The sequence below is a fragment of the Cupriavidus sp. YAF13 genome, assembly GCF_052113425.1.
Classification (GTDB): domain Bacteria; phylum Pseudomonadota; class Gammaproteobacteria; order Burkholderiales; family Burkholderiaceae; genus Cupriavidus.
On sequence record NZ_JBFRDD010000032.1, the window covers coordinates 126036 to 149725 of the forward strand.

Here is a 23690-nt window from a genome sequence, read left to right on the forward strand (position 1 = left end):
AAAGAGGACATCGAAACCGATGAGCCAAGTTGCACTATCCCCCAATTCGAATGAGCCCGCGCATGCCGCGCCCGCGCCGGACGAGTTGGAAGGCACGCTTGACCGCGCGCTAGACGCCTTGCTGGCCACCCAGCGGCCGGACGGCCACTGGGTGTTCGAGCTGGAGGCCGACGCGACGATTCCGGCGGAATACGTATTGCTGGTGCACTATCTGGGCGAGCCCCCGGATACCGTGCTGGAAGCCCGTATCGCGCGCTACCTGCGCCGCATCCAGAATGCCGATGGCGGCTGGCCGCTGTTCCATCAGGGCCGCTCGGACATCAGCGCCAGCGTGAAGGCGTATTTCGCGCTCAAGATGATTGGCGACGACACCGAGTCGGAGCCTATGCGCCGTGCCCGCGCCGCCATCCATGGGATGGGCGGTGCCGAGGCCAGCAATGTCTTCACCCGCACGCTGCTCGCGCTGTACGGCGTGATGCCATGGCAGGCGGTGCCGATGATGCCGGTGGAGATCATGCTGCTGCCGCTGTGGTTCCCGTTCCACCTGTCCAAGGTCGCGTACTGGGCCCGCACGGTGATCGTGCCGCTGCTGGTGCTCAACAGCCTGCGTCCCCAGGCCAGGAACCCGCGTGGCGTGGGCATCGACGAATTGTTCATCCGTCCTTGCCAGGCAGCCCGGCTGGCCCCGCGCGCGCCGCACCAGAAGCGCGTGTGGTTCGGCTTGTTCCGTGTGCTGGACGCCGGCTTGCGCGTGGCGGAGCCGTTGTTCCCCCGCAGCCTGCGCGCGCGCGCCATTGCCCGCGCCGAGAAGTTCGTGCGCGAACGCCTGAACGGCGAGGATGGCCTGGGTGCGATCTTTCCGGCCATGGCGAATGCCGTGATGATGTTCGACGTGCTCGGCGTGCCGCGCACCGATCCCGACGTGGCGGTGGCCCGCGCCTCCATCGAGAAGCTGCTGGTGGTGCATGGCGACGAGGCCTATTGCCAGCCGTGCCTGTCGCCGGTGTGGGACACCTCGCTGGCCAGCCACGCCTTGCTGGAGGTGGGCGGCCCGCGAGCCGAGGCGGCCGTTGAGCGCGGCTTGCAATGGCTGCGCCCGCTGCAGGTGCTGGACGTGCGCGGCGACTGGATCGTGCGGCGTCCCGACGTGCGTCCCGGCGGCTGGGCTTTCCAGTACGCCAACCCGCATTACCCGGACGTGGACGACACCGCCGTGGTGGCGATGGCCATGGACCGCGCGGCGCGCACCGGCGCAGCCGCGCCGGCCGTGGCGCCGGCCAGCCATCTTTCACGCTACGAGGAGGCTGTCAGCCGCGCGCGCGAGTGGGTGGCGGGCATGCAGAGCGGCAACGGCGGCTGGGGCGCGTTCGAGCCCGAGAACACGCATGAGTACCTGAACAATATCCCGTTCGCGGATCACGGCGCGTTGCTCGATCCGCCCACCGCCGACGTCTCGGCGCGCTGCCTGTCGATGCTCGCGCAACTGGGCGAGACCGCGGCCAGCAGCGAAGCCTTCCGGCGCGCCCAGCGTTACCTGCTCGACGAGCAGATGGCCGACGGCAGCTGGTACGGCCGCTGGGGCACGAACTATGTCTACGGCACGTGGAGCGCACTGTGCGCGCTCAATGCCGCCGGCATGGCGCCGCAAGCGCCGGAAATGCGCCGCGCCGCCGACTGGCTGATCTCGATCCAGAACGCCGATGGCGGCTGGGGCGAGGACGGCAGCAGCTACCGCCTCGACTACCAGGGCTACGAGACCGCGCCGAGCGTGCCGTCGCAAACCGCCTGGGCGGTGCTGGGCCTGATGGCCGCGGGCCAGGTCGACCATCCGGCCGTGGCGCGCGGTGTGGACTACCTCATGCGCATGCAGCAGGCCGACGGCCTGTGGAGCGAGGCACGCTTCACCGCGGTGGGCTTCCCCCGCGTGTTCTACCTGCGCTACCACGGCTACGCGCGCTTCTTCCCGCTGTGGGCGCTGGCGCGCTACCGCAACCTGCGCCGCGATGGCACGCGGGCAGTGGCGTGGGGGATGTGACCGCGCCAAGCTTGCCGCAACGCCATGCCGGTCCCACGCTGGTGGTGGCCGGCATGCGCTTCGAGGCCGGCATCGCCGCCGGCCCCGGCGTTGAAACCCTGCACGGCCTGCGCGCCGAAGCCTTGGCGCAAGGCCTGCGGCAACGCCTGGCGCGTCCCTGCGCCGGCGTGATCAGCTTTGGCGTGGCCGGCGGGCTGGATCCCGCGCTGTTGCCCGGCCGGGTGATCGTCGCCTCTGCCATTCATGATGGGAATCGATCGCGGCCCGTTGACGCCAGCTGGTCGCACGCGCTTTCGCTTGCCTTGCCCGAGGCCATCTCCGGCACGCTTGCCGGCGCTGACCAGGCAGTGACTTCGGTGGCGGCCAAGACGGCCTTGCATGCGGCCACCGGTGCGCTGGCGGTCGACATGGAATCGCACATCGCGGCGCGTGTCGCCGAGGAATTCGGGCTGCCGTTCGCCGCCTGCCGGGTGGTGATCGATCCCGCGCAGCGGGAAGTGCCGCCCGCCGCGGTGGCCGGCATGGGCCCCGATGGCAGCACCGATATCTGGGCATTGCTCAAGGCGCTGCTGGCGGGGCCTGGACAGGTGCCGGACCTGATCCGGCTGGGCAGGGATGCGAGGCTGGCCAGGCTTGCGCTGCTGGCCGCCAGGGGCWGGGTGGGGGTGGGGTTTGGCTTAGGCTTGGGCTTGGATTAAGGCCTGGGGCAGCCTGAAGCCTGCCTGGTGCTGCATGCAGCGCCAGACAGGGTCAAGCCAGGCTCAGGGCTTCTTCGCTTCGCCTTCCGCCGTCTTGTCTTCCGTGCCAGCAGGCGCGGGGGTGGCGGCCGGCGCCGCGGGTGCGCCAGGCGCAGGCGCCGCGTTTTCGGCCGGCGCGTCGGTATCCTCATATTCCGGCAGTTTCCCTCCACCGCCCTGGATCAGGTACTGCCTGCGCTGGCGGTATGCATCGCGCACAAAGCTGTACTTATCCAGCGCCGCCAGCGACAGCAGATCGGTCGCGCCAAGCGCATTGGTCCGTGCGTCCAGGAAGCCCAGGCCCCATAGGCCCCACTTCACGCCTTCATCGTTTACCCACGTGGTCGGGGACAGCTGGAAGTTCACATACAGCCCAACGCCGTCGCGGACCGAGCTGGGGCCGAACAGCGGCAGGACCAGGTACGGGCCGGCCGGCACGCCCCACACGCCGAGCGTCAGCCCGAAGTCCTGGGAGTGCTTGCTGATGCCGGCGGGCGTGGCGATATCGATCAGGCCGCCAATGCCCAGCACGGAGTTCACTGCCACCCGCATGAAGCTCTCCGCCGCATCCACGCCCTTGCCTTGCAGCAGGTTGTTGACCGTATTGCCGACGTCGGCGAGGTTCGAATAGAAATTGGTGACCGCGGTGCGCACCGGTTGCGGCGTGACGGCGCGGTAGCCCTTGGCCAGCGGCGTCGCCACGTACTCGTCCGCCTTGTCGTTGACCTTGAAGACAACGCGGTTGAGCGGCTCCAGGGGGTCGTCAGGGCTGGCTTGCGGGCCGCTGGCGCAGGCTGTGGCCAACAGCGAGAACGAGAGCGCCGGCAGGAGGCGAGAGAGGCGAGAGTTGGGGTGAGTCATTGTTCTATGGGGACGAGATATCAATGGGCCGGACCGGTGGGGGGGGCCGACCGCGCGCGCGGCCGCCCCATCAGGATCGGCTGAAAGAATACGGCACCGACCAGCGTGCATGCTAGCGCGAGTGCCAGCAACTTGCCCATGCTGGCCGTGCCCGGATGCTGGGACAGCCACAGGCTGCCGAAGGCGGCGGCGGTGGTGGCGGCGCTGAACAGCACGGCGTGTGTCAGCGGGGATTGCAGCAGTTGGGTCTTGCCCTCGCGCCACGCGATCACATAGTAGATCTTGAAGGCCACGCCGATACCGAACAGCAGCGGCAGCGCGATCACGTTGGCGAAATTGAGCGGAATGCCGAATACGACGCACAGCTCCAGTGTTACCAAGGCGGACACCAGCAGCGGCACCAACGTGCGCAGCACATCGCCCAGGCGGCGCAGCGTGATCCACAGCAGCAGCGTGATCGACAGCACGGCCCACACGCCGGCCTGTGCAAAGGCCGTCATGATAGTGTCGGCGGAGCCGCGGATCGAGATCGGGCCGCCAACCGCGGTGGGCTCGACGCGCTGGACGGCGTCGATAAAGCGCGTGAGCGCGGCGTCGCGCGCATCGTTGTCACTGGTGTTGGAAGCGTCTCCCGGCGTGGCCGCGACGGGAAGCTTGGGGCTCACGCTGACGAGCGCCTGGCCATCCGGGGCGACCCAGTCGCGCACCAGCGCCGGCGGCAGGGTTTCGCGGGCGATCGGCTGTGGCGCTAGTGCGTGCTGCAGGCGCGCCAGCGCCAGGCGCAGCGGCTGGGCAATGGCTTGCCCGGCGCGCTCGCGGGTGGCCGCGTCCGCGGCGGCCAGCTTTCGCAGCGAGGCTGCCAGGCGCGCCGCTTCGGCGGCACCCGGGCCGGGGTGCTCGTCCGCGGCCAGCGCGAGCTGGCGTGCCGCGTTCTTGAGCGAATTGACCAGCCTGGCATCGTTGGCAGGAGTGGCTGTTGTCTGCGTCAGCACCGGCATCAGGCTGGCCGAGGCGGCGGCGATCAAGGCGAGCCGCGCTGGCTGGTCGTCGGGGATGAAGGTCTGCAGCGTGACCGCGCGCGAGACTTCCGGCAGCGCCGCCAGGCGGGCAGCGGCGGCCTGCGCGGCGGCCAGCGAGGGCGCCAGCACGCTGACGTTGTCGGTGCCGGCCTGGGGCGCGTCCTTGAGCGAGAGCAAGGTGGCCATCGACTCGGAGTGCGGATCCTTGAGGTGCAGCGGATCGAAGTCGAAGCGCAGGTGCATCAGCAGCGGCGATCCCGCCAGAATCAGGGCGCCGGTTGCCAGCAGCACGGCCTTGCGATTGCGCTCGAAGAAATCGTCGGCGGGCGCCAGCCATTTAAAGCCTGGCACTTCGACCCGTCCCGCTTCGTCCTTCGGGCGGAACACGGCGATCAGGGCGGGCAACAGCGTGATGGTGGTGAGGAACGCCACCAGCATGCCCACGCCGGCGATCTGGCCCAGCTCGGCCACGCCGCGATAGTTGGTGGGCAGGAAGCAGAAGAAGGCCGCCGCGGTGGAGGCCGCGGCCAGCGCCAGCGGTACGCCGACTGCCCGTGCCGTGCTGGCCAGCGCGTCCGCGATGTCGGTGTGCACATGGCGCTCGGCGCGGTAGCGCACGCCAAACTGGATGCCGAAATCCACGCCCAGGCCGACAAACAATACGGCAAAGGCCACCGAGATCATGTTGAGCGCGCCCACCATGGCCAGCCCGAGGGCAGCGGTGATGGCCAGTCCGACCGCCAGGCTGGCCAGCACGGCCAGGATCAGGCGCTTGGAGCGCAACGCCAGCCACAGGATCAGGATCACCACCAGCACCGTCAGCGCGCCATTGAAGGCCGCGCCTTCCTTGACCGAGGCAAACTCGTCGTCGGCCAGCGCCTGCGAGCCGGTCAGGCGTACCTGGGCGGCGTAGCGCTGTGCCAGGCCCAGCTTGGTGGCCGTGGCGCGGATGGCATCGGCGGCATGCGCGCCGGCCTGCAAGCCAGCGTAGTCAAGCACGGGGCTGAGCGCGACGAACGCCGTGGCGGGATGGCCCGGGGCGGGCTCCTGGCTCGAATCCACCAGCCCGGTCCAGGACAAGGCGCCCGGCTTGCCAGCCAGTACCCGGTCGACCGTATCCGCGCTCTTGCCGAGCAGCGTGGCCATGTCGCCCAGCTTGACCTGCCCCAGTTGCAGCGGCAGCGACAGCGTGGTCGCCAGCGTATCGGAAAGGCCGCGCAGGGTCGGGTCGTGCGCCAGCGCGTTCAGCAGCGGCCGCGCCTCGGTCAGCTGCGACGTAACGTCGCGCAGCTTGGCGGTATCGACGAAGAGCAGGCCGTTGCGTTCGAAGAACTCGCCGCCACCGGGCTGGCTGACGGCGCGAAAGAGCTTGCCTTGCTTGGCGAGCGCGCCGGCCAGCTCATTGGCGGCGGCGTCCGCCAGCTCGGGGGCCGGCGCCTGCACCACCGCCAGGATCATCTGGTCGCGTTGGGGAAACGCGGCGCTGACGGCGGCATCGCGGCGCGCCCAAGGCTGGTCCGATTCGAGCAGGCGGCTGATATCGGTATTGATGGCGAAATGGCCGGCCACATAGACGCTGCTGACGATGGTCAGCAGCAACGCCAGCGCGATGACGGGCCACGCGCGGCGGGTGGAAAACTGGACAATGCGGATGACCAACGACGTCAACATGGGCGATATAGGGAGCAGTAACTGTGTGGTGCGCGACGACGCGCGTAGTCAAAGGCGCAAAGCAGGGCGCAACGTGGCAGCCGCGAGTATAACGGGCCGGCGCGGTGTGGCGCTGCGCGGAGCGCGCGCGCCGGTACGCTATACTGCCCCGGCACGTGCGTGCGGACCGGGCTGCAGCCTTGCAGCGGCGCAGCACGGCGCGTTTCCTGTTTGATTTTCCTGGCAAATCCGCCGGGCATTGCCGGCGGCGAACCGACTGGCATTTTCAGGTCCAAATTCGCATGAAGAAACACGGTATTGCTTTCCAGGTCCTCGTTCCCCTCGTTCCGCTTGCCGCAGTGGCCATGGTTTGCCCCGCGCAAGCGCAAACGGCCGACAGGTCCTCGCCGGACCGCCTGGTACGCGCGGCGGTCGAGGGCGTGATCGGCACCATCCAGTCCAGCCCGGACACCCGCAACGGCGACCTCGCCAAGATCACCGCGGTCGTGCAGCGCCAGTTCCTGCCGTACACCGATTTTGAACGCACCACCCGGCTGGCGGTCGGCAGCGCCTGGCGCAATGCCACGCCCGAGCAGCAAAAGCAGCTGTACGAGCAGTTCCAGACCTTGCTGGTGCGCAGCTACGCGGTGTCGCTGTCGCAACTGCGCGAGCAGAACGTGAAGTTCAGCTACAAGCCGACGCTGGCCGCCAGCGGCGCCACGGATGTCGTGGTGGAGACGCGCGTGCTGAACAACGGCGATGAAATGCAGATCGATTACCGCCTGCAGCGCAGCGGCAACGGCTGGAAGATCTACGACATCAACATGATGGGCGCCTGGCTGATCGAGGTGTACCGCCGCCAGTTCGCCGATATCGTTGCGCGCAACGGCATCGACGGCCTGCTCAAGTACTTGGCCAACCACAACGCACGCCAGTCCGCCGACGCCTGAGCGCCTGGCCTGGGCCAGCGCATCAGCGACAGCGTCAGGCATAAAAGAAAAGGCGCGCTCCCGGTTACGCGCGGTACCCGGGAGCGCGCCTTTTTTGCCAGCCAGCCTTCGGTTTAGTGCGCAGCAGCTTTGCGTGCCGCGGCGTCGTTGGCTGCCTTGGAAGGCTTCGAGCGGCCGATCTCTTCGAGCTTGATCTCCACGTGCTTCGAGAACACGTACTCGGCCGGGCGCTGCTTGGTCAGGTCGATATCCGGTGCCATCGGGCCCGACGTACGCACGCCGCGCAGGCTCACGCCCAAGGCCTTGAGCGGGTGCGCGATGGTGTCCGCTACCGCGGTGGCCTCGAAGCCGCTATGGACCATGCAGTCGGCGCACTTCTCGTAGTGGCCAACGCCATAGGCGTCCCAGTCGGTGCCTTCCATCAGTTCCTTGAAGGTGTCGACGTAGCCTTCGCCGAGCAGGTAGCACGGACGCTGCCAGCCGAACACGGTGCGCGCCGGATTGCCCCAGGGCGTGCACTTGTAGGTCTGGTTGCCGGCCAGGAAGTCCAGGAACAGCGTGGACTGGCTGAATGCCCAGTTCTTGCCGGCGCGGCCGCGCGACAGGATGTCGCGGAACAGCTGGCGGGTCTTGCCGCGGTTCAGGAAGTGCTGCTGGTCGGGCGCGCGCTCGTAGGCGTAGCCCGGCGAGACGGTGATGCCGTCCACGCCCATGGCCTTCACGGAGTCGAAGAAGCGGGCGACTTTTTCCGGCTCGGCATCGTTGAACAGCGTGCAGTTGATGTTGACGCGGAAGCCGCGCTTCTTGGCCGCGGCGATGGCTTCGACGCAACGGTCGTACACGCCTTCCTGGCTCACCGAGCGGTCGTGCATCTCGCGGTCGCCGTCCAGGTGCACAGACCAGACGAAGTACGGGCTCGGCTCGTACTGGTCCAGTTTCTTTTCCATCAGCAGCGCATTCGTGCACAGGTACACAAACTTGCGGCGCGCAATGATGCCCTTGACGATGGTGGGCATGTCCTTGTGCAGCAGCGGCTCGCCACCGGCAATGGAAACCACCGGCGCGCCGCATTCGTCGACCGCGCCCAGGCACTGCTCGATGGACAGGCGCTGGTTCAGGATGGGATCCGGATAGTCGATCTTGCCGCAGCCATTACAGGCCAGGTTGCAGCGGAACAGCGGCTCGAGCATCAGCGCCAGCGGATAGCGCTTGTTGCCCGAGAGGTGCTGCTTGACGACATAGGCGCCCACGCGGGCAACCTGCAGAAAGGGAATGGCCAAAATGTACTTCCTTGTTATAGGGGCGCCCGGGCGTTAGCCAGCGGCGGTTTGCGGGTCCGGCTGCGGCGCGGCTTCGGCGGTGGCCGTGCCGGCTGCCTGCCGGCGCGGCGACGGATCGGCGAGCTCGGCTGGCAAGCGGAATTCGGCGTGTTCCTCGCGGCCTTCCATGACCGACACGTCCACCGGCCCGAGCTGGCGCAACGTGGCGATCACGTCCTTGACCATTTCCTCGGGGGCGGAGGCGCCGGCCGTGATCCCCACGACCTCAACGCCGCGCACCCACTCGGGGTTCAGTTCGCTGCCATCGGCAATCAAATAGCTGGGCACACCGCTCTCCGTGCCGATTTCGCGCAGGCGGTTGGAGTTGGAACTATTGGTGGCGCCGATCACAAGGATCACTTCCACCTGCTTGGAGAGCTCGCGCACGGCGCTTTGGCGGTTTTGCGTGGCGTAGCAGATGTCACGCGTATCCGGCCCGACCAGATTGGCAAAACGCCGGCTCAGGGCGGCAATTATATTACGTGTGTCGTCCACGCTGAGCGTAGTCTGGGTCACGTAGGCAACCGGGGTGTCTGCGGGCAGGTCGAGCAGCGCGACTTCCGCCTCGCTCTGCACCAGGATTACCTTGCCGGGAATTTGCCCCATCGTGCCCTCGACCTCCGGATGGCCGGCATGGCCGATCAGGATCACGGTGCGGCCACTGGCGGCGTACTGGCGCCCCTGGGTGTGGACCTTGATCACCAGCGGGCAGGTCGCGTCGATCGAGTGCAGCTGGCGGGTCCTGGCGTCGCTCTCGACATCCTTGGAGACACCATGCGCGCTGAAGATGGTGACGGCGCGGGTCGGCACTTCGTCCAGTTCTTCCACGAATTGCGCGCCCTTGCGTCTCAACCCTTCGACCACGTGCTTGTTGTGCACGATTTCGTGTCGCACAAACACCGGGGCTCCGTGTTTGACGAGGGCACGGTCTACAATCTCGATCGCGCGCACCACACCAGCACAGAAACCGCGGGGTTGAGCAAGAATCACCTGCATAAATATAGGCCCCCCGACCCAGTCAACGGGTTCAGCATAAGTTGATATTCCGGAATCACTTTCCCGTCATACGGTGGTTACTATATACCGGTGCCGCAACCTTTGCCTGGCACCTGGCTACAGCCAGCAACACTTTGAGGGTTTTTCGGTGGTTGAAATGAGTTCAGGGGACTACGTCCTGGTAACGGGCGCATCCGGCTTTCTCGGCTCGGCAGTGGCGCGGCAAGCGCTGGCGCGCGGTTTTCGCGTACGGGCGATGGTACGCGCCGGCAGCCCGCGCCGCAACCTGGAGGGCCTGCCCGTGGAGATCGCCGAGGGCGACATGCGCGACGCGCGCGCCATGGAAAGCGCGCTCCGAGGGGTGCGCTACCTCTTCCACGTGGCGGCGGATTACCGGCTGTGGGCGCCGGATCCCGAGGAAATCGTGCGCACCAATGTGGCGGGCACCGAGACGGTGATGGGTGCGGCACTGGCTTGCGGGGTCGAGCGCATCGTCTACACCAGCAGCGTGGCTACCCTGCGCGTCGCGGGCGCCACTGCGCCGGTGACGGAAGAGGCCGCCATGGCCGGTCATGAGGCTATTGGCGCCTACAAGCGCAGCAAGGTGCTGGCCGAACGCGTGGTGGAGCGCATGGTGGCCCGCGACGGGCTTCCTGCCGTGATCGTCAACCCTTCCACGCCGATCGGCCCGCGTGACGTGCGGCCCACGCCCACCGGCCGCATCATCGTAGAGGCCGCCACCGGCAAGATTCCCGCCTTCGTCGATACCGGCCTGAACCTGGTGCATGTGGACGATGTGGCCGAAGGCCATATGCTTGCGCTGGCGCGCGGCGTGACCGGCGAGCGCTACATCCTCGGCGGGCAGGACGTGGGCCTGCAACAGATGCTGGCCGATATCGCTGCCATGACGGGGCGGCGTGCCCCAACCATCCGCTTGCCGCGCTGGCCGCTTTACCCGCTCGCCTACGGGGCGGAGGCGGTGGCGCGCATGACCGGCAAGGAGCCCTTCCTGACGGCGGATGGCCTGTCGATGTCGAAGTACCGGATGTTCTTCAGTTCGGAGAAAGCCCGCCTGGCGCTAGGCTACCAGGCGCGGCCATATCAACAAGGGCTGGGCGAAGCGCTCGACTGGTTCCGTAGCGCCGGCTACCTGGGCTAACGGGTTAAGCCCCGACGGTCAGCCCCGTTGGGGGGCCTGCGCGCGTCCCTTCCACTGGCCGCCTTTGCGCAGCCAGTAGCGGCGCGCGGAGTCGACCGTGGCGCCGAGGTAGAACAACGCCGTCACCGGCAGCAGTGGTGCCAGCCAGAGCGGCTGGCGGTATTCACGCAGCATGGGCACGTAGGCCAGCGCCATGGCCAGCCAGGCGGCCCATGCCGGCCACAGCCGCAGGCCGCCGCCGAGCGCCAGCAAGGGCGGCGCCAGGTAAGTGAGGACCATGCCAGCCACTGCGCCGGCCAGCAGCAGCGGCGAATAATGCAATTGGGTGTACGCGCTGCGGGCAATCATGTCCCACAGGCTGCGCCAGTCATCGTAGGGGCGCACCGAAATGCTGTCGTCGGCCAGGTCGAGGCGGATCGAGCCGCCTTGCTTGATGCAGGCAGCCAGGCTGCAGTCATCGATCAGTTCGCCCCGGATCGCCGCAAATCCGCCAATGCGGGCCAGTGCGGCACGGCGCGCCAGCATGCAGCCGCCGGCGGCCGCAGCCACGCCGCTGCGCGGATTGTTCACCCGCGCAAACGGGTAGAGCTTGGCAAAGAAGAACACAAAGGCCGGGACGATCAGGCGTTCCCACCACGATGCGCAGCGCAGCCGCACCATCAACGACACCAGGTCCCGCTGCTCGTGCGCGGCACGCGCCACCAACCGGGCCAGTACGCCGTTGCCGTGGTGGATGTCGGCGTCCGTCAGCCATACCCAGCCGGCTCCGGGCGCTGCCTTGTCGGCGGCGGCGAGGCCTTCGGACTGCGCCCAGACCTTGCCGCTCCAGCCGGCCGGCAGGTCGCGCGCCGTGATCACGGTCAGCGCATCCGCCTTGCCCAGCGCCACCGCGGCGCTGCGCGCGATGTCGGCGGTGCCGTCGGTGCTATGGTCATCCACTACCACCAGCCGCAGCGCTGCGGGATAGTCCTGGCCCAGCACGCTGGCCACGGCGCCGCCAATCACGTCCGCTTCGTTGCGAGCCGGGATGACGGCAACCACCTCAGGCCATTGGGCGGGCGCGGGCGCGGGGCCGGGCTTGCGCACTCGCCAGAAGCCGGCACGGCCGGCAAGCAGCACGCACCAGATGGCGAGCGAGATCAGGGACAACACAAACATCTCAAAAAACTCCAGGACAGGATGGGTAGGGCAGCGACGGCGTCAGCGCATCACGCATCAGCGCAACAGGCGCCGGGCAAGCCGGGCAAGCTTGGGCACGGTTTCAGGGCGCAGCAGGCGCGGATCGTAGCCGGCCATGCGGCGGTCGTTCTCGGCCAGGCAAAGCTCGATCATCGCCCGCGGCGACAGGGCCTCGGCTAGCGAGGACGTGCTGTTCATGGGGAAATTGGCGTCCTTGGCCACGCCGTCGGCATCGATGCCGCGCGCAATGCCAACACGCTCCCAGATCAGGAAGGCCCACACCCGCATCACCTTGAGCGTGTAAAGCGGGCGCCGCCACCAGGGCAGGTTGCGGCGATACCAAGCCGCCCAGTTCACGAAGAACAGGATGTGGCGGCCTTCCTCCTGGATGACCGGCTCGAACGTTTCCACCAGTTCCGCGGGGAAGAAGCCTGAGCGCTTGGCCGCGGCAAACAGGCCAAAGGCAAAAAAACTATCGATGCACTCGCTGTAGCCGGTGACCAGCCAGCCCCACTCCACGTCAGCTGGCGGGCGGTACTCAGGCTCGGGTGCCAGGGCGATGCCGTAGGCTTCTACCAGTTTCGACAGCACCACCTTGTGGCGCGCCTCCTCGCCACCATCCATTTCCAGTGCGCTGCGCAGCAGGGGGGTGGTCACGGTATCGGCGAAGGCCTGCACCCGCACGGAGGCACGGCCTTCGGTCTGTACCGCGATATCCCATATCGGCAGCGAGGTCACCCGGTGCAGGGCATCCGGGTCAAGCCTGGGCCAATCGATAACCGCGGGTTTGTAGGGGTTGTGGGTTTGCAGCAACATATTGCAGAACATGCGCAAATGCTGCGGCGAGCCGATGCGAACCGGCCCGGGCTCGGGGTCGGTCCAGTTGCGCATGGCATGGTCGGCCTGGTCGATCTCGGCCTTGGCGAGGGCAGCGACCACGGCGGCGGCCTTGGCCTCGGTGCTCGGTTCGCTGGTCCTGCTGGGCGTGGCAAGCGCGTCTGACATCCTGCTCCCCTGGCGGTTGATGGTCCGGGGGTGATTCTAGCGTGGCTGGCGCGCTTGCGCGTGCCGGACACGCATCACGGCGCGCGCAAGGTACTGCATAGAAAGGCAACGGGGGACCGCTTGCGCGCTAGTGCGATGCCGGCAAGGCGATGTTCGCCAGCCCGAGGCCCGCACGCCATGCCCCCGGCGGCATGCCGAAGCGCTGGGTGAAGCTGCGCGTAAAGGTGGTCTGGTCGGGAAAGCCTAGCGCCAGCGAGATRTCCGCCAGCGGCTGGGCCCGGTCCGCCAGCAGGCGCGCGGCCTGGTCCAGCCGCAGGCGCGTCTGGTAGCGATGCGGCGTATCGCCAAAGGCGTCGCAGAACAGGGTGTGGAAGCGCCGCACACTCCAGCCGAACTGTGCCGCGAGCTGGTCGGCCCGCAGCGGCGCGTCCAGGCGCTGGCGCAGATAGGCGTCGATTTGCGCCAGCGGAAAATGCGTGGGCTGGGCGCGTCCGCCCACGCCCAACGCCTGCGCCACGTCGGCGGCAAGGGTAGCGGCCAGTTGCCAGTGATGTTGCCGGGAGCCGGCTGCCTGAGGCAGCGTAGCCAGGCGCCGCACGCGCTCGCTCCAGCCGCGGGTGATGGCAAACGCCGTGGGCCGGTCCATCAGCGCGGCCGGCAACGCGAGCGAGCCCGGCGGAATATCCAGCACCAACTGCCGGTTGCCGGCCAGCCCCAGGAAGTCGTGACGCTCCCCGGCGGGCACGATCAGCCCGCCGCAGGGATCGAGCCGGTGCAGGTGGCCGCCGATTTCCAGCTCGCAGGCACCGTCCAGGCCGAACAGGACCTGATGGTAGTCATGGCGATGCCACTCCCGCTCTGGCTGGTAGACGCGGGTCTCCACCAGCGGCGCCGGCCGGCCCGCCTGCGCTAGCTGCACAGCATCGTCATCGTGCGGCGGCATGGCTGGTTTTGCGAGCGCTCCCGGCGCCCTGGCCGGTCTGGCATAGCCAGACCCCAATGCCGGCAACGAGCAGGCCCAGTAGCTGCAGGGCCCCGAGCTTGTCGCCAAACAGCAGCCAGGCCTGCAGCGCCGCCAGCGGCGGCGCCAGGAACATCAGCGACGCGGCGGTGGCAGCCTGCCCGCGCCTGACGATGCGCACCAGCAGATAGGTGCCCAGGCCCGACAACACTAGCGTGGCCCAGGCCAGCGCCGACCAAAGCGCCATGCCCGGCTGCCAGTGCGACTCGCCCAGCAGCCATGCCAGCGCGCCGGCCACCAGGGCGCCTCCCACGTTCTGCCAGGCCATGCTGGTGCGCAGGTCGGCGGCGGCAATCGAGGTTTTCTGCAGGATCGTGCCCATGGTGATGGAGAGGATGGAGATGACCGCCACCAGCACCACCCACGGCGAAACGGGGCTGGGTGCGCTGGCCAGGGTGGCGGGTGCCACCACCAATACTACGCCCAGGGAGCCCAGTGCAAGCCCGCCCCAGGCCTGCCGGGACGGAAACTCCCCCAGCAGCGGGATCGCCAGCAGCGCGGTCAGCAGCGGTTGCAAGGCACCAAGCAAGGCCATGGCCGACGGCGCAAGGCCATGTGCGATGGCCCAGTAACCGCCACCCAGGTAGCTGCCGTGCAGGAGCGCGCCCGCCAGCAAGTGCCGCGGCACTTCGCGCAGCGCTGGCCAGCGCGCTCCGCCGGCCACGGCCACGGCTGCGAACAGTACGGCCGCCAGGCAGAAGCGGGCCAGCAGGAACAAGCTGGGCCGGGCCACCGGCACGATGGCCCGGCCCACGATGAATCCGGTCGACCAGATCAGGACAAAGGCCAGGCTGGACAGCCAGGCGGCTGAGGCTGGGACGCTGAGGCGGGATGAGGGCATGGTGTTTCAGCGCGCCGGCGGCGCGCGCGGGGGCGGCAATGATCGACAATGGGCTGCAGGCTAGCCGCCTGATGCCTTCCTGTCTTGGCAAATCCGGCAACGCGTGGCCGAACCGTCGCGGCGTCGGTTTATAGTCTGGCGCTAGCCCCGACTGCCATGCAGCACGCTGCGTGCCGCGCAAGGCAGCCCGGCATTCGTCAACCTACGGTCCTCTATAGCCATGTCCGAACCCCTGTTGGAACGCGTACTCCTCACAAACGATGATGGCATCGACGCCCCCGGCCTGGCCGTGCTCGAAGCCGTGGCGGCAACGCTGGCACGCGAGGTCTGGGTGGTCGCGCCCGAGCATGACCAAAGCGGCACCTCGCATTCCCTGAGCCTGCACGCGCCGCTGCGCATCAGCCAGCAAGGCGAACGCCGCTTCGGCGTGAGCGGCACCCCTGGCGACTGCGTCGTCATGGCCGCCCGGCACCTGATGGCCGACACCCCGCCGAGCCTGGTCCTGTCGGGCATCAACCGTGGCGCCAACCTCGGCCTAGAAACCGTGTTCTCCGGCACCGTCGGCGCCGCCATGACCGGCGTGTTGCTGGGCATCCCGGCCATTGCGCTGAGCCAGGCTTTCACCGATCGCAACGCGGTGCGCTGGGAAACGGCGCGCGCGCTGGCGCCCGGCGTGATCCGCCGCCTGCTTGCCGCCGGCTGGAACCAGCAGGCCTGCCTGAACATCAACTTCCCCGATGTGGAGCCCGGGTCCGCCGGCCCGCTCACCGTCACCCGCCAGGGCGTTGGCCTCGTCAAGGATCTTGCCGTGCGGGCCCATGTCGACCCGCGCGGCATCCCGTATCACTGGCTGCAATTCTCGCGCGGCCCGCAGCCGGACACCGACGACAGCGAGGCGGTGGTGGTCGGCCGGGGCGCTATTTCGGTGACGCCGCTGCGTTTCGAGCGCACCGACGAGGAGGCGGCCGCGGAACTGGCGGGGCGCCTTTGAGGTGATGACCGGCGGTGCCGCCCGGGGGCGGCACCCTGCCACACGGCGCCCGCGTCGCTCTCCGCTGCCTCGATGATCGGCCATTACCTGGATCCTGCGCTGGCATTTCTCTCCCGCACCCGTCTGATAGCATCTCTGTTCGAGGGAATCCGGCGTTTGCCTTCACGCCGGAAGATCGGACCATCACGGCATGGTTTTCCTTGATCGGAACCGACGAAAGCACTTCACACAGATAGCAAGATGGATCTCGATTGGAAGCAACGTACGCAGCAGTATATCCAGGCCCGGCGCCAGCATCCGGCTTGGCAATTGCTTGCAGCGCGCAGTTCACCGCTGGTTCTGAGTTGTCTGCAGACTCTGTTTGAGAGGAGTCACGACGGAATCGTCTTCGAAGAGGCGCAGCAGGCCTTGGCGGCACTGCTGGAGCAGCATGCCAATAGCGATGAATTCGGCGTCGACGCTGACGACTGCGCGGCAGCAGCGCGCAAGGAGTTGCGCGCCTGGATCCGGCGCGCGCTGGTGATCGAGCGGGAGGGGCGTCTGTATGCTACGGATGCGCTGGAGGAAGCGCTGAGGTTCGTAGCTGGACTCGAAGGCCGGCTGATGACATCAACCGCATCGCGCTTGTCCATCGTGCAACGGGAGATCGAGAATCTGGAGTCAAGCCTGAATCCGGACCCGCGCAGCCGCGCCAGATATTTGCAGCGCAAGATCGCCGAACTTGAAAGCGAACTGGCTGCGGTCAACGCAGGTGAGGTCAAAGTACTGAGCGATGCCGAGGCAGCCGAGGGCATTCGCGAAATATTCAACCTGGCCACCAGCTTGCGGGGGGACTTCCGGCGGGTGGAGGACTCCTATCGCGAGGCGGACCGGCGGCTGCGGCAATCGATCGTCAGCGAGCGCAACCACCGGGGCGAGGTTGTCGACAAGCTGCTGAATAGCCACGATGGCCTGCTGGAGACGCCGGAAGGCAAGGTGTTTCATGGTTTTCAGCAGCAGTTGGGGCRCTCGGCGGAACTGGATGCGATGAAGCATCGCTTGCGTTCGATCATCAGGCATCCAGCCACCCGGTTGGCCTTGAATTCGCAGCAGCAAGGTGAGTTGCGCTGGTTGATTATTCGCTTGGTGGACGAGTCGGCAGCGGTGATTCGTGCACGCGCACGCAGTGAGCGTGATGTCAAGGGGTTCCTCAAGCCGGGCCTGGCTGCCGAGCATCATCGGGTTGGAGAACTGGTCAATGACATTCTGCAGCAGGCCCTGGCGGTGGACTGGGGCAGTGCTGCGGTACGCCGCCAGGCCGGCCCTTTGCCGCCAGTCGCCATCGCGGTGTCGGGGCTGCCACTAGTGGAGCGGCTTCGCTTCAAGGCCAGCGAGGACGATGAGCAGCAGGGCCTCGAACTTGGCGCCCGCGGCATGGATCCCACGCTGATCGATGAGGATTTCTGGGATGCGTTCGATAGCCTTGACCGCCAGGCATTGATCGAGCGGACGCTGGCCTTGCTGCAAGAGAGCGGGCAGGCCATGGGCATTGCCGAGCTGGCGCGGCATCTGCCGCCGACCCATGATCTGGAGTCGATTGCGTTGTGGCTGGGCATGGCGAGGGAGGCTGACGCCCCGGTGCATCCGCAGCGCGAGAGCGTAGATGTGCTTGGCCGTGACGGAATTGCCCTGCGTTTCCAGGTGCCACAGGTGGAATTGGGCGCCGAACATCTGCGCGGCTTGGACATGGAGATATAGCATGGCGAGCATTTTTGATGACCTGACCGCGGCGGATGAGTCCGCCGCAACCGTGGATTCGTCTTCGCGAGACAGTGAAGAAGAGGTTTCGCTCCCATCCTCCGCGCAAGCCGGGGCAGAGGGTGGGCTTGCCATTACCCCGCGCCAGGTCAAGGATGCCTGCCAGGAGTTGCTCAAGCTCGGCTTGCTGGAGGCCGCGAGAAAGCCCAATCTCTATCGTATCGCTATCACCCATGCGGCCGATATCGATCGCATCCTGGAGCCGCTGGACCTGGCATTGAAGATCGACGACGTGCGAGGGCTGGCCTTCCTGGTGGTGTCACAACCATTGTTCGCGCAGGCGGAGGACGAGTGGTCGCATCCTCTGGTGCGCCGCCAGCGCCTGACGCTCGAACAATCACTGCTGGTGGCCTTGTTGCGCCAGCACTATGTGGCGCATGAGCAGGAGGGCGGGATTGGGGCCGGAGATGCCCAAGTGGCGCTGGAAGACCTGCTGCCACAGGTGCAGCTCTACCTGGGCAACCTGGGCAGCGACGCGCGCGAGCAGCAGCGTTTGCGCACCTTGCTGGAGAAGCTAAAGCCGCATGGCATTGTTTCCGAGGTCGATCCACACGATCAGGTCTCCATCCGGCCCATCATCGTCCATCTTGCCAATCCCGAGAACCTGCAAAGCCTGTTGCAGGCCCTTAGGCTTGCAGCGCAGCCTGCGGGTGGCGACGATAGCGGCGCGTCGAGCGATCCGGAGGATGCCGTATGAAGCCTCCCCCAGGGCATCCATCAATCGAGGAGTTGCTGCCCTGCGCGGCGTATGTGCTGACGCATCTCGACGTCTACAACTGGGGGCCGTTTGGGGGACGGCACCATGCCGAGATCGATATCGAGGGTACCGCCATCATCGGGCAAACCGGCAGCGGTAAGACGACGCTGGTCGATGCCCTGATGACATTGATCGCGGCCCAGCCGCGTTACAACCTGGCCTCGACCGGCGGGCATGAAAGCGATCGCGATCTGGTGTCCTATGTACGCGGCGTGTCCGGGGCGGGACGAGGTGGCGATACCGACCATATTGCCCGGCCGGGCAAGACCGTGTCGGCGATCGCCGCAAGCTTCGGCAACGGCAACGTGCGCTTGACCATTGCCGGCATCTTTACGTTGGAGGGGAGTAGTTCGGCGGCCGCCGACCTTGACAGGATCTGGTTGATTTCCCGGCAGGAGCAGCAAGGGCTGGACGAGTGGCTCGAAGTGCATCACGCCGGCGGCAAGCGCGCATTGAAGCAGCTTGGGCGCGAGCTTGCCGATCTGCAGGTATTCGAGAACAAGAAGGCTTATGTCGCGCAACTACGCCGCTTCTTCGAGGTGGGCGAGAACGCTTTCACCTTGCTGAATCGTGCCGCCGGCCTCAAGCAGTTGAACAGTATCGACGAATTGTTTCGCGAGTTGGTGCTGGATGACCGCTCGGCGTTCCAGCGCGCGGCCGAAGTAGCGTCCGAGTTCGACGACCTGGCGGCGATCCATCAGGAGTTGGAGATTGCGCGCAGGCAGCGGGAGTCCCTGCTGCCGGTCGAGAAGGGGTGGCAGTCGCGCGGCGAGTACCGTCAACAACAAGATGTCCAGCTCGACCTGATTGCCATGCTGCCGGTCTGCTATGCGCTGCGCGCCCACCAGCTCTGGCATGGGCGCGCCGACGATCTAACGAGGCAGATCGGATTTTGCACGCAGCGTGTCGATGCGCTGTCCACGGAGATTGGTGAGCAAGAGGCGCAGGAGCAAGCTTTGCGTGACCGCTACCTGCAGACTGGGGGCAGCAACGTCGAGTTGCTGGAGGAGCAAATAGAAAGACAACGCAAGCACTGCGAGACGCTTCAACGCTATGCGCGGGACTATCAGCAACTGATGAGGTCTTTGGCGCTCGATGTCACCTTGACAGTCGAGGCTTTTGGAGAGGGGCAGCGGCAGGCTGGCCAGCAGAAAGTCCAATATGAAGAGTCGCTTGCAGGGCAGGAAGGCGAGGCTTTCGCGCTCGGGGTCAAGGTCGAGGCCAGTAAGGTGGTTGTCTCGGAAGTGATGGAGTCCTTGCGGCAGGTCCGGGCACGACCCGGCTCCAACATTCCGGGGCCATATCAGCAATTCAGGAGCGAACTCGCCGCGCATCTCGGTCAGCCTGAGGATGTCTTGCCGTTTGTCGCGGAGATGGTGGAAGTGCGCGCGAATCAAGCCCAATGGAGAGGTGCCATTGAGCGCGCCATTGGGGGGCATCGACTTCGTCTGATGGTGCCGCCACAAGTGATGAAAACGGCGTTGTCGTGGGTAAATGGCCGCGATAACCGGCTGCACGTTCGCTTGCTGGAGGTGAAGGAGCCGGCGCCAGCCCCTGGCTCTTTTGAGGACGGATTCACCCGGAAGCTGAATTTCAAGGACCACGCATACGGGGAAGCGCTCAGGCAATTCCTGAACGAGATCGACCGTCATTGTGTTGCCTCACCCGAGATGCTGAAAAGTACCCCACACGGCTTGACGGCGCAGGGCTTGATGTCAGGCAAGACTGGCTTTTTCGAGAAACAGGATAAGACGCCTCTCCATCAGGGGTGGATGACCGGTTTCGATAACAAGGACAGCCTGGCGGAGCTGGAAGAACAGTTGCGTCAGGCTACGGCGGCGCTTAAGCGGCATGAGGAACTGTTCGAGTTGGGCAAGGTGGCAGTGGGTGAAAGCCGCGTACGCCTGGGCCTGCTTGAGCGCTTGCTGGGTCTGCAGTTCCAGGACATCGACCTACCCGCGGCAGAAGGCGACCTTGCTGACTTGCGGCGGCGCCTGATTGATCTGACCGATCCGGAGTCGGATACTGCGAGGGCGCAGCAACGATGGCAGGAGGCCAAGACGCTGCTGAGGCAAAGGTCTGAGGCATGGCAAAAGGCTCGCATGGTTCAAGTCGCTTTGCAGAAAGACCTCGAGGTTGCGATAGCACAGCGGGAACGCGCCTACCGACGTAGCGGCGAGGGGTTGAGCGCTGAGCAGCTAGCGCTGGCACAGCAGCATTTCGACCTGTCCGGCGTGCAACAGGTCGATGCGCTGGAGGAGCACGAGGCCGGGGCGGAAGGGCGATTGCGTGAGCAACTTCGACGGATCGCCGAATCGCTTGTTCGTTGCGAGAAGGATCTGATTCGCGCTATGGGACAAGCGAAGCGCGAGGATACCGGCGCTCTGTCCGATGTCGGCACCGAACTGGAGGACGTGCCGCAATACTTGGCGCGCCTGAAGCTACTGAACGAAGAGGCCCTGCCAGAGAAGCTGCAGCGCTTCCTGAACTACCTCAACCAGTCCTCCGACCAGGGCGTAAGCCAGTTGCTCGGCAGTATCGAGAACGAAGTGGCGATCATCGAGGAACGCATCGAAGATCTTAACAACACCATGCGCCGGGTCGATTTCCAGCCCGGGCGGTATCTGCGGCTGGATCCACGCCGTGTGGTTCATGAGAGCTTGAAAACGCTGCAGCAGGCGCAGCGTGCGCTACGCTCGGCGGCATTGCAGGACGATCAGGGCGAAAGCCACTTCCGGGCCCTGGCGCAGGTGGTGACGCTGTTGCGAGAAGCCAGCGAGCGCCGGACTACGGTTGGCGCGCGTGCGCTGCTGGATCCGCGCTATCGCCTGCAGTTTGCCGTGTCGGTGATCGAGCGCGGCACGGGCGCGGTCATGGAAACCCGCACCGGCTCGCAGGGCGGAAGCGGCGGCGAGAAGGAAATCATCGCCAGCTATATTCTGACAGCCTCGCTGAGCTATGCCCTGTGCCCGGATGGAGGGAGCAAGCCGCTATTCGGCACCATCGTGCTGGATGAGGCATTCTCGAAAAGCTCGCAGGCAGTGGCCGGGCGGATTATTTCGGCGCTGCGGGAGTTTGGCCTGCATCCGCTGTTTGTCACACCGAACAAGGAAATGCGTCTGCTGCGCGCACATACCCGCTCCGCGATCCTGATTCACCGCAGAGGGCAGCAGGCCACCATGACATCGCTGAGTTGGGAAGAGCTGGATGTGCTCGCTCGCTCTAGACAAAACAGCCAAGATGAAGTCACCGGATGAGTTGGCGGCGAAGCTCGCCAGGCATTGGCAATCCGCGGATATGCGCGTGGCTCGATTGCTCCAGGCTGATAGCTGGCCGCTGAGTCTGTCGATAGGCAGGCCGAGCGCAAGGGCTTTTGCCGACGAGACCGGCCTGGTCAGGCGGCATGTGCAGCGCTGGCGTGAGATCCAAGTCGGAACGGTTGTCTGGCAGGATGTGGCGTACCGAGCCGGCAATGCGCCGGTTGAAGTGCCGCAGAGTTGGGAGTTGCGCACGCCGTCGGAATGGGTCTTAGCCACAGGGGATGCAGCGATCCAGGCTGAGTATCGGGCGCTTGGCCAGTTGGTACAGGCTGTCGATCCGCTCTTCCATCCATTGATCCTGCGCCAACGCCGCCTTGCGGTAGACCGCCCGGCCGGCGACGTCGCCAAGGCGAGCGAGGTCGCCCTGGCCTTGACGCCTGGCTGTGCGGGGGGACGGCCGCTGCGGGCATTGACCGTCTGCAATATTGATAGCAAGTTCATCGAACGCAATCGCGCCTTGTTGATCCAGATGCTCGATGTGCGCTTTGACGGACTGCCGAGCGAGCTCGGGCTGGAGTCCTTCCTGGATGCAGCCGATGATAGCGATCATTGGCTCCTGTTGGTGCCGCTGGCGCCTGGACTGCTGCCGTTTTCGCAGCAGCGCGTGCGCGTCAGCGAGCTTGGCCTGTTGCCGGAGTCCGTCAGCCATATCCTGGTCGTGGAAAACGAGCGCTGCCTGCATCAATTGCCGGCGTTGGCCGATACCGTCGCCATCCTCGGTGCGGGTTTGAACCTAGGCTGGATGCGAGCCGAATGGCTGGCGCACAAGCATGTTGCCTATTGGGGCGACATGGACACCTGGGGGCTGACGATGCTGGCCAGGGCACGGCAGGCCCTGGCCGATGTGACTGTCGTGCAGATGCATCGAGCCTGCTTCGATCAATACGCTGTAGGGTTGGCTGTGGCGGAGCCTGTGCCGGCCGGTGTCGAGCCGCCGGAGGGCCTCACAGTCGTTGAAAGGGACTTCTATCAGTATTTGCGCCGGCAGGAGCGCGGGCGCATCGAGCAGGAGTTCCTGCCGCCAGATCTGGTAGTCGCGGCGCTAATCGCGTGGCACGGGGGCGCGCTGGATTGACCTATTGCGCGGCCCCCTCAAGCTGTCCCAAGGGACAGCCCTGCCGCAAACGGATTGCGAACACGCAATCCTTCTTCGATGAGCATCCCGTCCTGCATATCCTCGGAATACAAGATCTCGCAGTCGGACAACAGCGCCGCCGCTATGATCATCGCATCGTAGACGCTGAATCCGTAACGTTCGGCAATCTGCCTGCCTTTCTCATGTGTTTCCACTGTGAGCGGCTCCACGGGGCACAGGGACTGAATCAGTCTCACAACCTCGCTCACTTCTGGCCACGGCATAGCCAGCTTGCGGCGAGCCACGTTGGTGATTTCGTTCAAGACCTGCACGCTGATTCTGCCCCCGGCCTGGACGACGGCTTCGGCGCGATCCGCTTTTGCCGTGTCGGCGGACAATAGGTACAACAGTACGTTGCTATCGATAAACGCCCTACGCGCGGTCATTGATATCGTCCCGGTCAAACTTGAAATCTGCCGGCAGGCGCCCGCGGAACTGCCGTAGTTTCGCCAGATAGTCGGCGCTGCCGGGTTTCTTCCTGACCTGGAAAACCCGTTCGTCGGCGATCACGACTTCAATGTCGTCGCCTTCGTGCAGCTCCAGCGCGTCCACCACGGAGGCGGGCAGACGGATGGCCAGGCTATTTCCCCATTTGCTGACTTGCATGATCTGTTTCTCCCATGGCACTCGAGGATGATATACGTTGTGAAATGTATATCCTCGCATGAGGGGCATCAAGGGGTAGTCAACTTTGTGGCGTACTATCCCTTTTTTCTTTCTTTTCGCGCGACGCGGCTAGAGCCGTCCTTGTCGCATGCACTCTAGAGATTTGGCGCTGTTCAGATTAAACGTTGATGACCTGCTTGCCGAGAGCTGACGCGATGACATCGTCGGCGGAAACGCCTTCCTTGTTCCAGCTCATCAGCCGTTGCCAAGCCAGGTAGTTCGGCAAGTACTTGGTGGCCACGCCCCTGAGTT

Annotated in this window: 19 protein-coding genes and 1 pseudogene; 9 read left to right on the forward strand and 11 right to left on the reverse strand. The window is 66.0% G+C overall.

From position 1 onward, the window contains the following. The first annotated feature begins 19 nt into the window (after positions 1-19). Positions 20-2035, forward strand: coding sequence for a squalene--hopene cyclase (gene shc / locus AB4061_RS24440; RefSeq protein WP_441638321.1), 2016 nt, complete (start codon positions 20-22; stop codon positions 2033-2035). After that, on the forward strand, positions 2032-2733 hold the full coding sequence (locus AB4061_RS24445) for a phosphorylase (protein WP_441638323.1): 702 nt from the start codon (positions 2032-2034) through the stop codon (positions 2731-2733). The genes shc and AB4061_RS24445 overlap by 4 nt, the downstream gene beginning before the upstream one ends. A gap of 63 nt (positions 2734-2796) precedes the next feature. Here the strand turns inward: AB4061_RS24445 and AB4061_RS24450 are convergent, their stop codons facing one another. Next, positions 2797-3633 carry an MlaA family lipoprotein gene (locus tag AB4061_RS24450; protein ID WP_441638325.1) on the reverse strand — a complete coding sequence of 279 codons (837 nt, stop codon included), beginning with the start codon at positions 3631-3633 and terminating at the stop codon, positions 2797-2799. Positions 3634-3653: 20 nt separating this feature from the next. Further along, the gene (locus AB4061_RS24455; protein WP_441638327.1) at positions 3654-6323 is read right to left on the reverse strand and encodes an MMPL family transporter; all 2670 of its coding nucleotides are present in this window, start codon (positions 6321-6323) and stop codon (positions 3654-3656) included. A gap of 281 nt (positions 6324-6604) precedes the next feature. On the opposite strand from AB4061_RS24455, the gene AB4061_RS24460 reads away from it, so the two are divergent. Continuing rightward, entirely contained in the window at positions 6605-7252 is a 648-nt protein-coding gene (locus tag AB4061_RS24460; RefSeq protein ID WP_441638329.1) for an MlaC/ttg2D family ABC transporter substrate-binding protein, read from the forward strand. Positions 7253-7365: 113 nt separating this feature from the next. Here AB4061_RS24460 and hpnH read toward each other — a convergent pair whose 3' ends face one another. Together hpnH and ispH are read right to left on the reverse strand one after the other, a co-directional pair. Next, positions 7366-8532, reverse strand: coding sequence for an adenosyl-hopene transferase HpnH (gene hpnH / locus AB4061_RS24465; RefSeq protein WP_441638331.1), 1167 nt, complete (start codon positions 8530-8532; stop codon positions 7366-7368). 33 nt (positions 8533-8565) lie between these two features. After that, entirely contained in the window at positions 8566-9567 is a 1002-nt protein-coding gene (ispH, locus tag AB4061_RS24470; RefSeq protein ID WP_441638333.1) for a 4-hydroxy-3-methylbut-2-enyl diphosphate reductase, read from the reverse strand. Between the two features lie 157 nt (positions 9568-9724). Between ispH and hpnA the strand changes: the two genes are divergently transcribed. After that, entirely contained in the window at positions 9725-10726 is a 1002-nt protein-coding gene (gene hpnA / locus AB4061_RS24475) for a hopanoid-associated sugar epimerase (RefSeq protein WP_441638335.1), read from the forward strand. Between the two features lie 18 nt (positions 10727-10744). Here hpnA and AB4061_RS24480 read toward each other — a convergent pair whose 3' ends face one another. From AB4061_RS24480 to AB4061_RS24495, 4 genes are all read right to left on the reverse strand, one after another. Continuing rightward, positions 10745-11884 (reverse strand): glycosyltransferase, encoded by a 1140-nt coding sequence (locus tag AB4061_RS24480; protein ID WP_441638337.1) that lies wholly within the window; start codon positions 11882-11884, stop codon positions 10745-10747. A 57-nt stretch (positions 11885-11941) separates the two neighbouring features. After that, positions 11942-12910, reverse strand: coding sequence for a ferritin-like domain-containing protein (locus AB4061_RS24485; protein ID WP_441638339.1), 969 nt, complete (start codon positions 12908-12910; stop codon positions 11942-11944). Between the two features lie 127 nt (positions 12911-13037). Then, entirely contained in the window at positions 13038-13853 is an 816-nt protein-coding gene (locus AB4061_RS24490) for an AraC family transcriptional regulator (protein ID WP_441638341.1), read from the reverse strand. Beyond that, positions 13837-14772, reverse strand: coding sequence for a DMT family transporter (locus AB4061_RS24495; RefSeq protein WP_441638343.1), 936 nt, complete (start codon positions 14770-14772; stop codon positions 13837-13839). The genes AB4061_RS24490 and AB4061_RS24495 overlap by 17 nt, the downstream gene beginning before the upstream one ends. A gap of 220 nt (positions 14773-14992) precedes the next feature. Between AB4061_RS24495 and surE the strand changes: the two genes are divergently transcribed. The 5 genes from surE to AB4061_RS24520 all read left to right on the forward strand — a co-directional run bounded on the left by surE (position 14993) and on the right by AB4061_RS24520 (position 22712). Continuing rightward, on the forward strand, positions 14993-15763 hold the full coding sequence (surE, locus tag AB4061_RS24500) for a 5'/3'-nucleotidase SurE (RefSeq protein WP_441638345.1): 771 nt from the start codon (positions 14993-14995) through the stop codon (positions 15761-15763). A 240-nt stretch (positions 15764-16003) separates the two neighbouring features. Continuing rightward, complete coding sequence (locus tag AB4061_RS24505; protein WP_441638347.1) at positions 16004-17500, forward strand: DUF3375 domain-containing protein; 1497 nt, start codon at positions 16004-16006, stop codon at positions 17498-17500. Position 17501: 1 nt separating this feature from the next. Next, positions 17502-18257, forward strand: coding sequence for a DUF4194 domain-containing protein (locus tag AB4061_RS24510; RefSeq protein WP_441638349.1), 756 nt, complete (start codon positions 17502-17504; stop codon positions 18255-18257). Then, on the forward strand, positions 18254-21574 hold the full coding sequence (locus AB4061_RS24515) for an ATP-binding protein (RefSeq protein WP_441638351.1): 3321 nt from the start codon (positions 18254-18256) through the stop codon (positions 21572-21574). Before AB4061_RS24510 ends, AB4061_RS24515 begins: the two co-directional genes overlap by 4 nt. Continuing rightward, positions 21525-22712 carry a Wadjet anti-phage system protein JetD domain-containing protein gene (locus tag AB4061_RS24520; RefSeq protein WP_441638353.1) on the forward strand — a complete coding sequence of 396 codons (1188 nt, stop codon included), beginning with the start codon at positions 21525-21527 and terminating at the stop codon, positions 22710-22712. Before AB4061_RS24515 ends, AB4061_RS24520 begins: the two co-directional genes overlap by 50 nt. A 17-nt stretch (positions 22713-22729) precedes the next feature. Here the strand turns inward: AB4061_RS24520 and AB4061_RS24525 are convergent, their stop codons facing one another. The 3 genes and pseudogenes from AB4061_RS24525 to AB4061_RS24535 all read right to left on the reverse strand — a co-directional run. Further along, complete coding sequence (locus tag AB4061_RS24525; RefSeq protein ID WP_441638354.1) at positions 22730-23158, reverse strand: PIN domain-containing protein; 429 nt, start codon at positions 23156-23158, stop codon at positions 22730-22732. Continuing rightward, a complete protein-coding gene (locus AB4061_RS24530) occupies positions 23145-23378 on the reverse strand; it encodes an AbrB/MazE/SpoVT family DNA-binding domain-containing protein (RefSeq protein WP_174428675.1) in 234 nt (77 codons plus the stop codon). Before AB4061_RS24530 ends, AB4061_RS24525 begins: the two co-directional genes overlap by 14 nt. A 178-nt stretch (positions 23379-23556) precedes the next feature. Continuing rightward, positions 23557-23690 (reverse strand): annotated as a pseudogene (locus AB4061_RS24535) (IS1595-like element ISCARN29 family transposase); the annotation flags it as partial.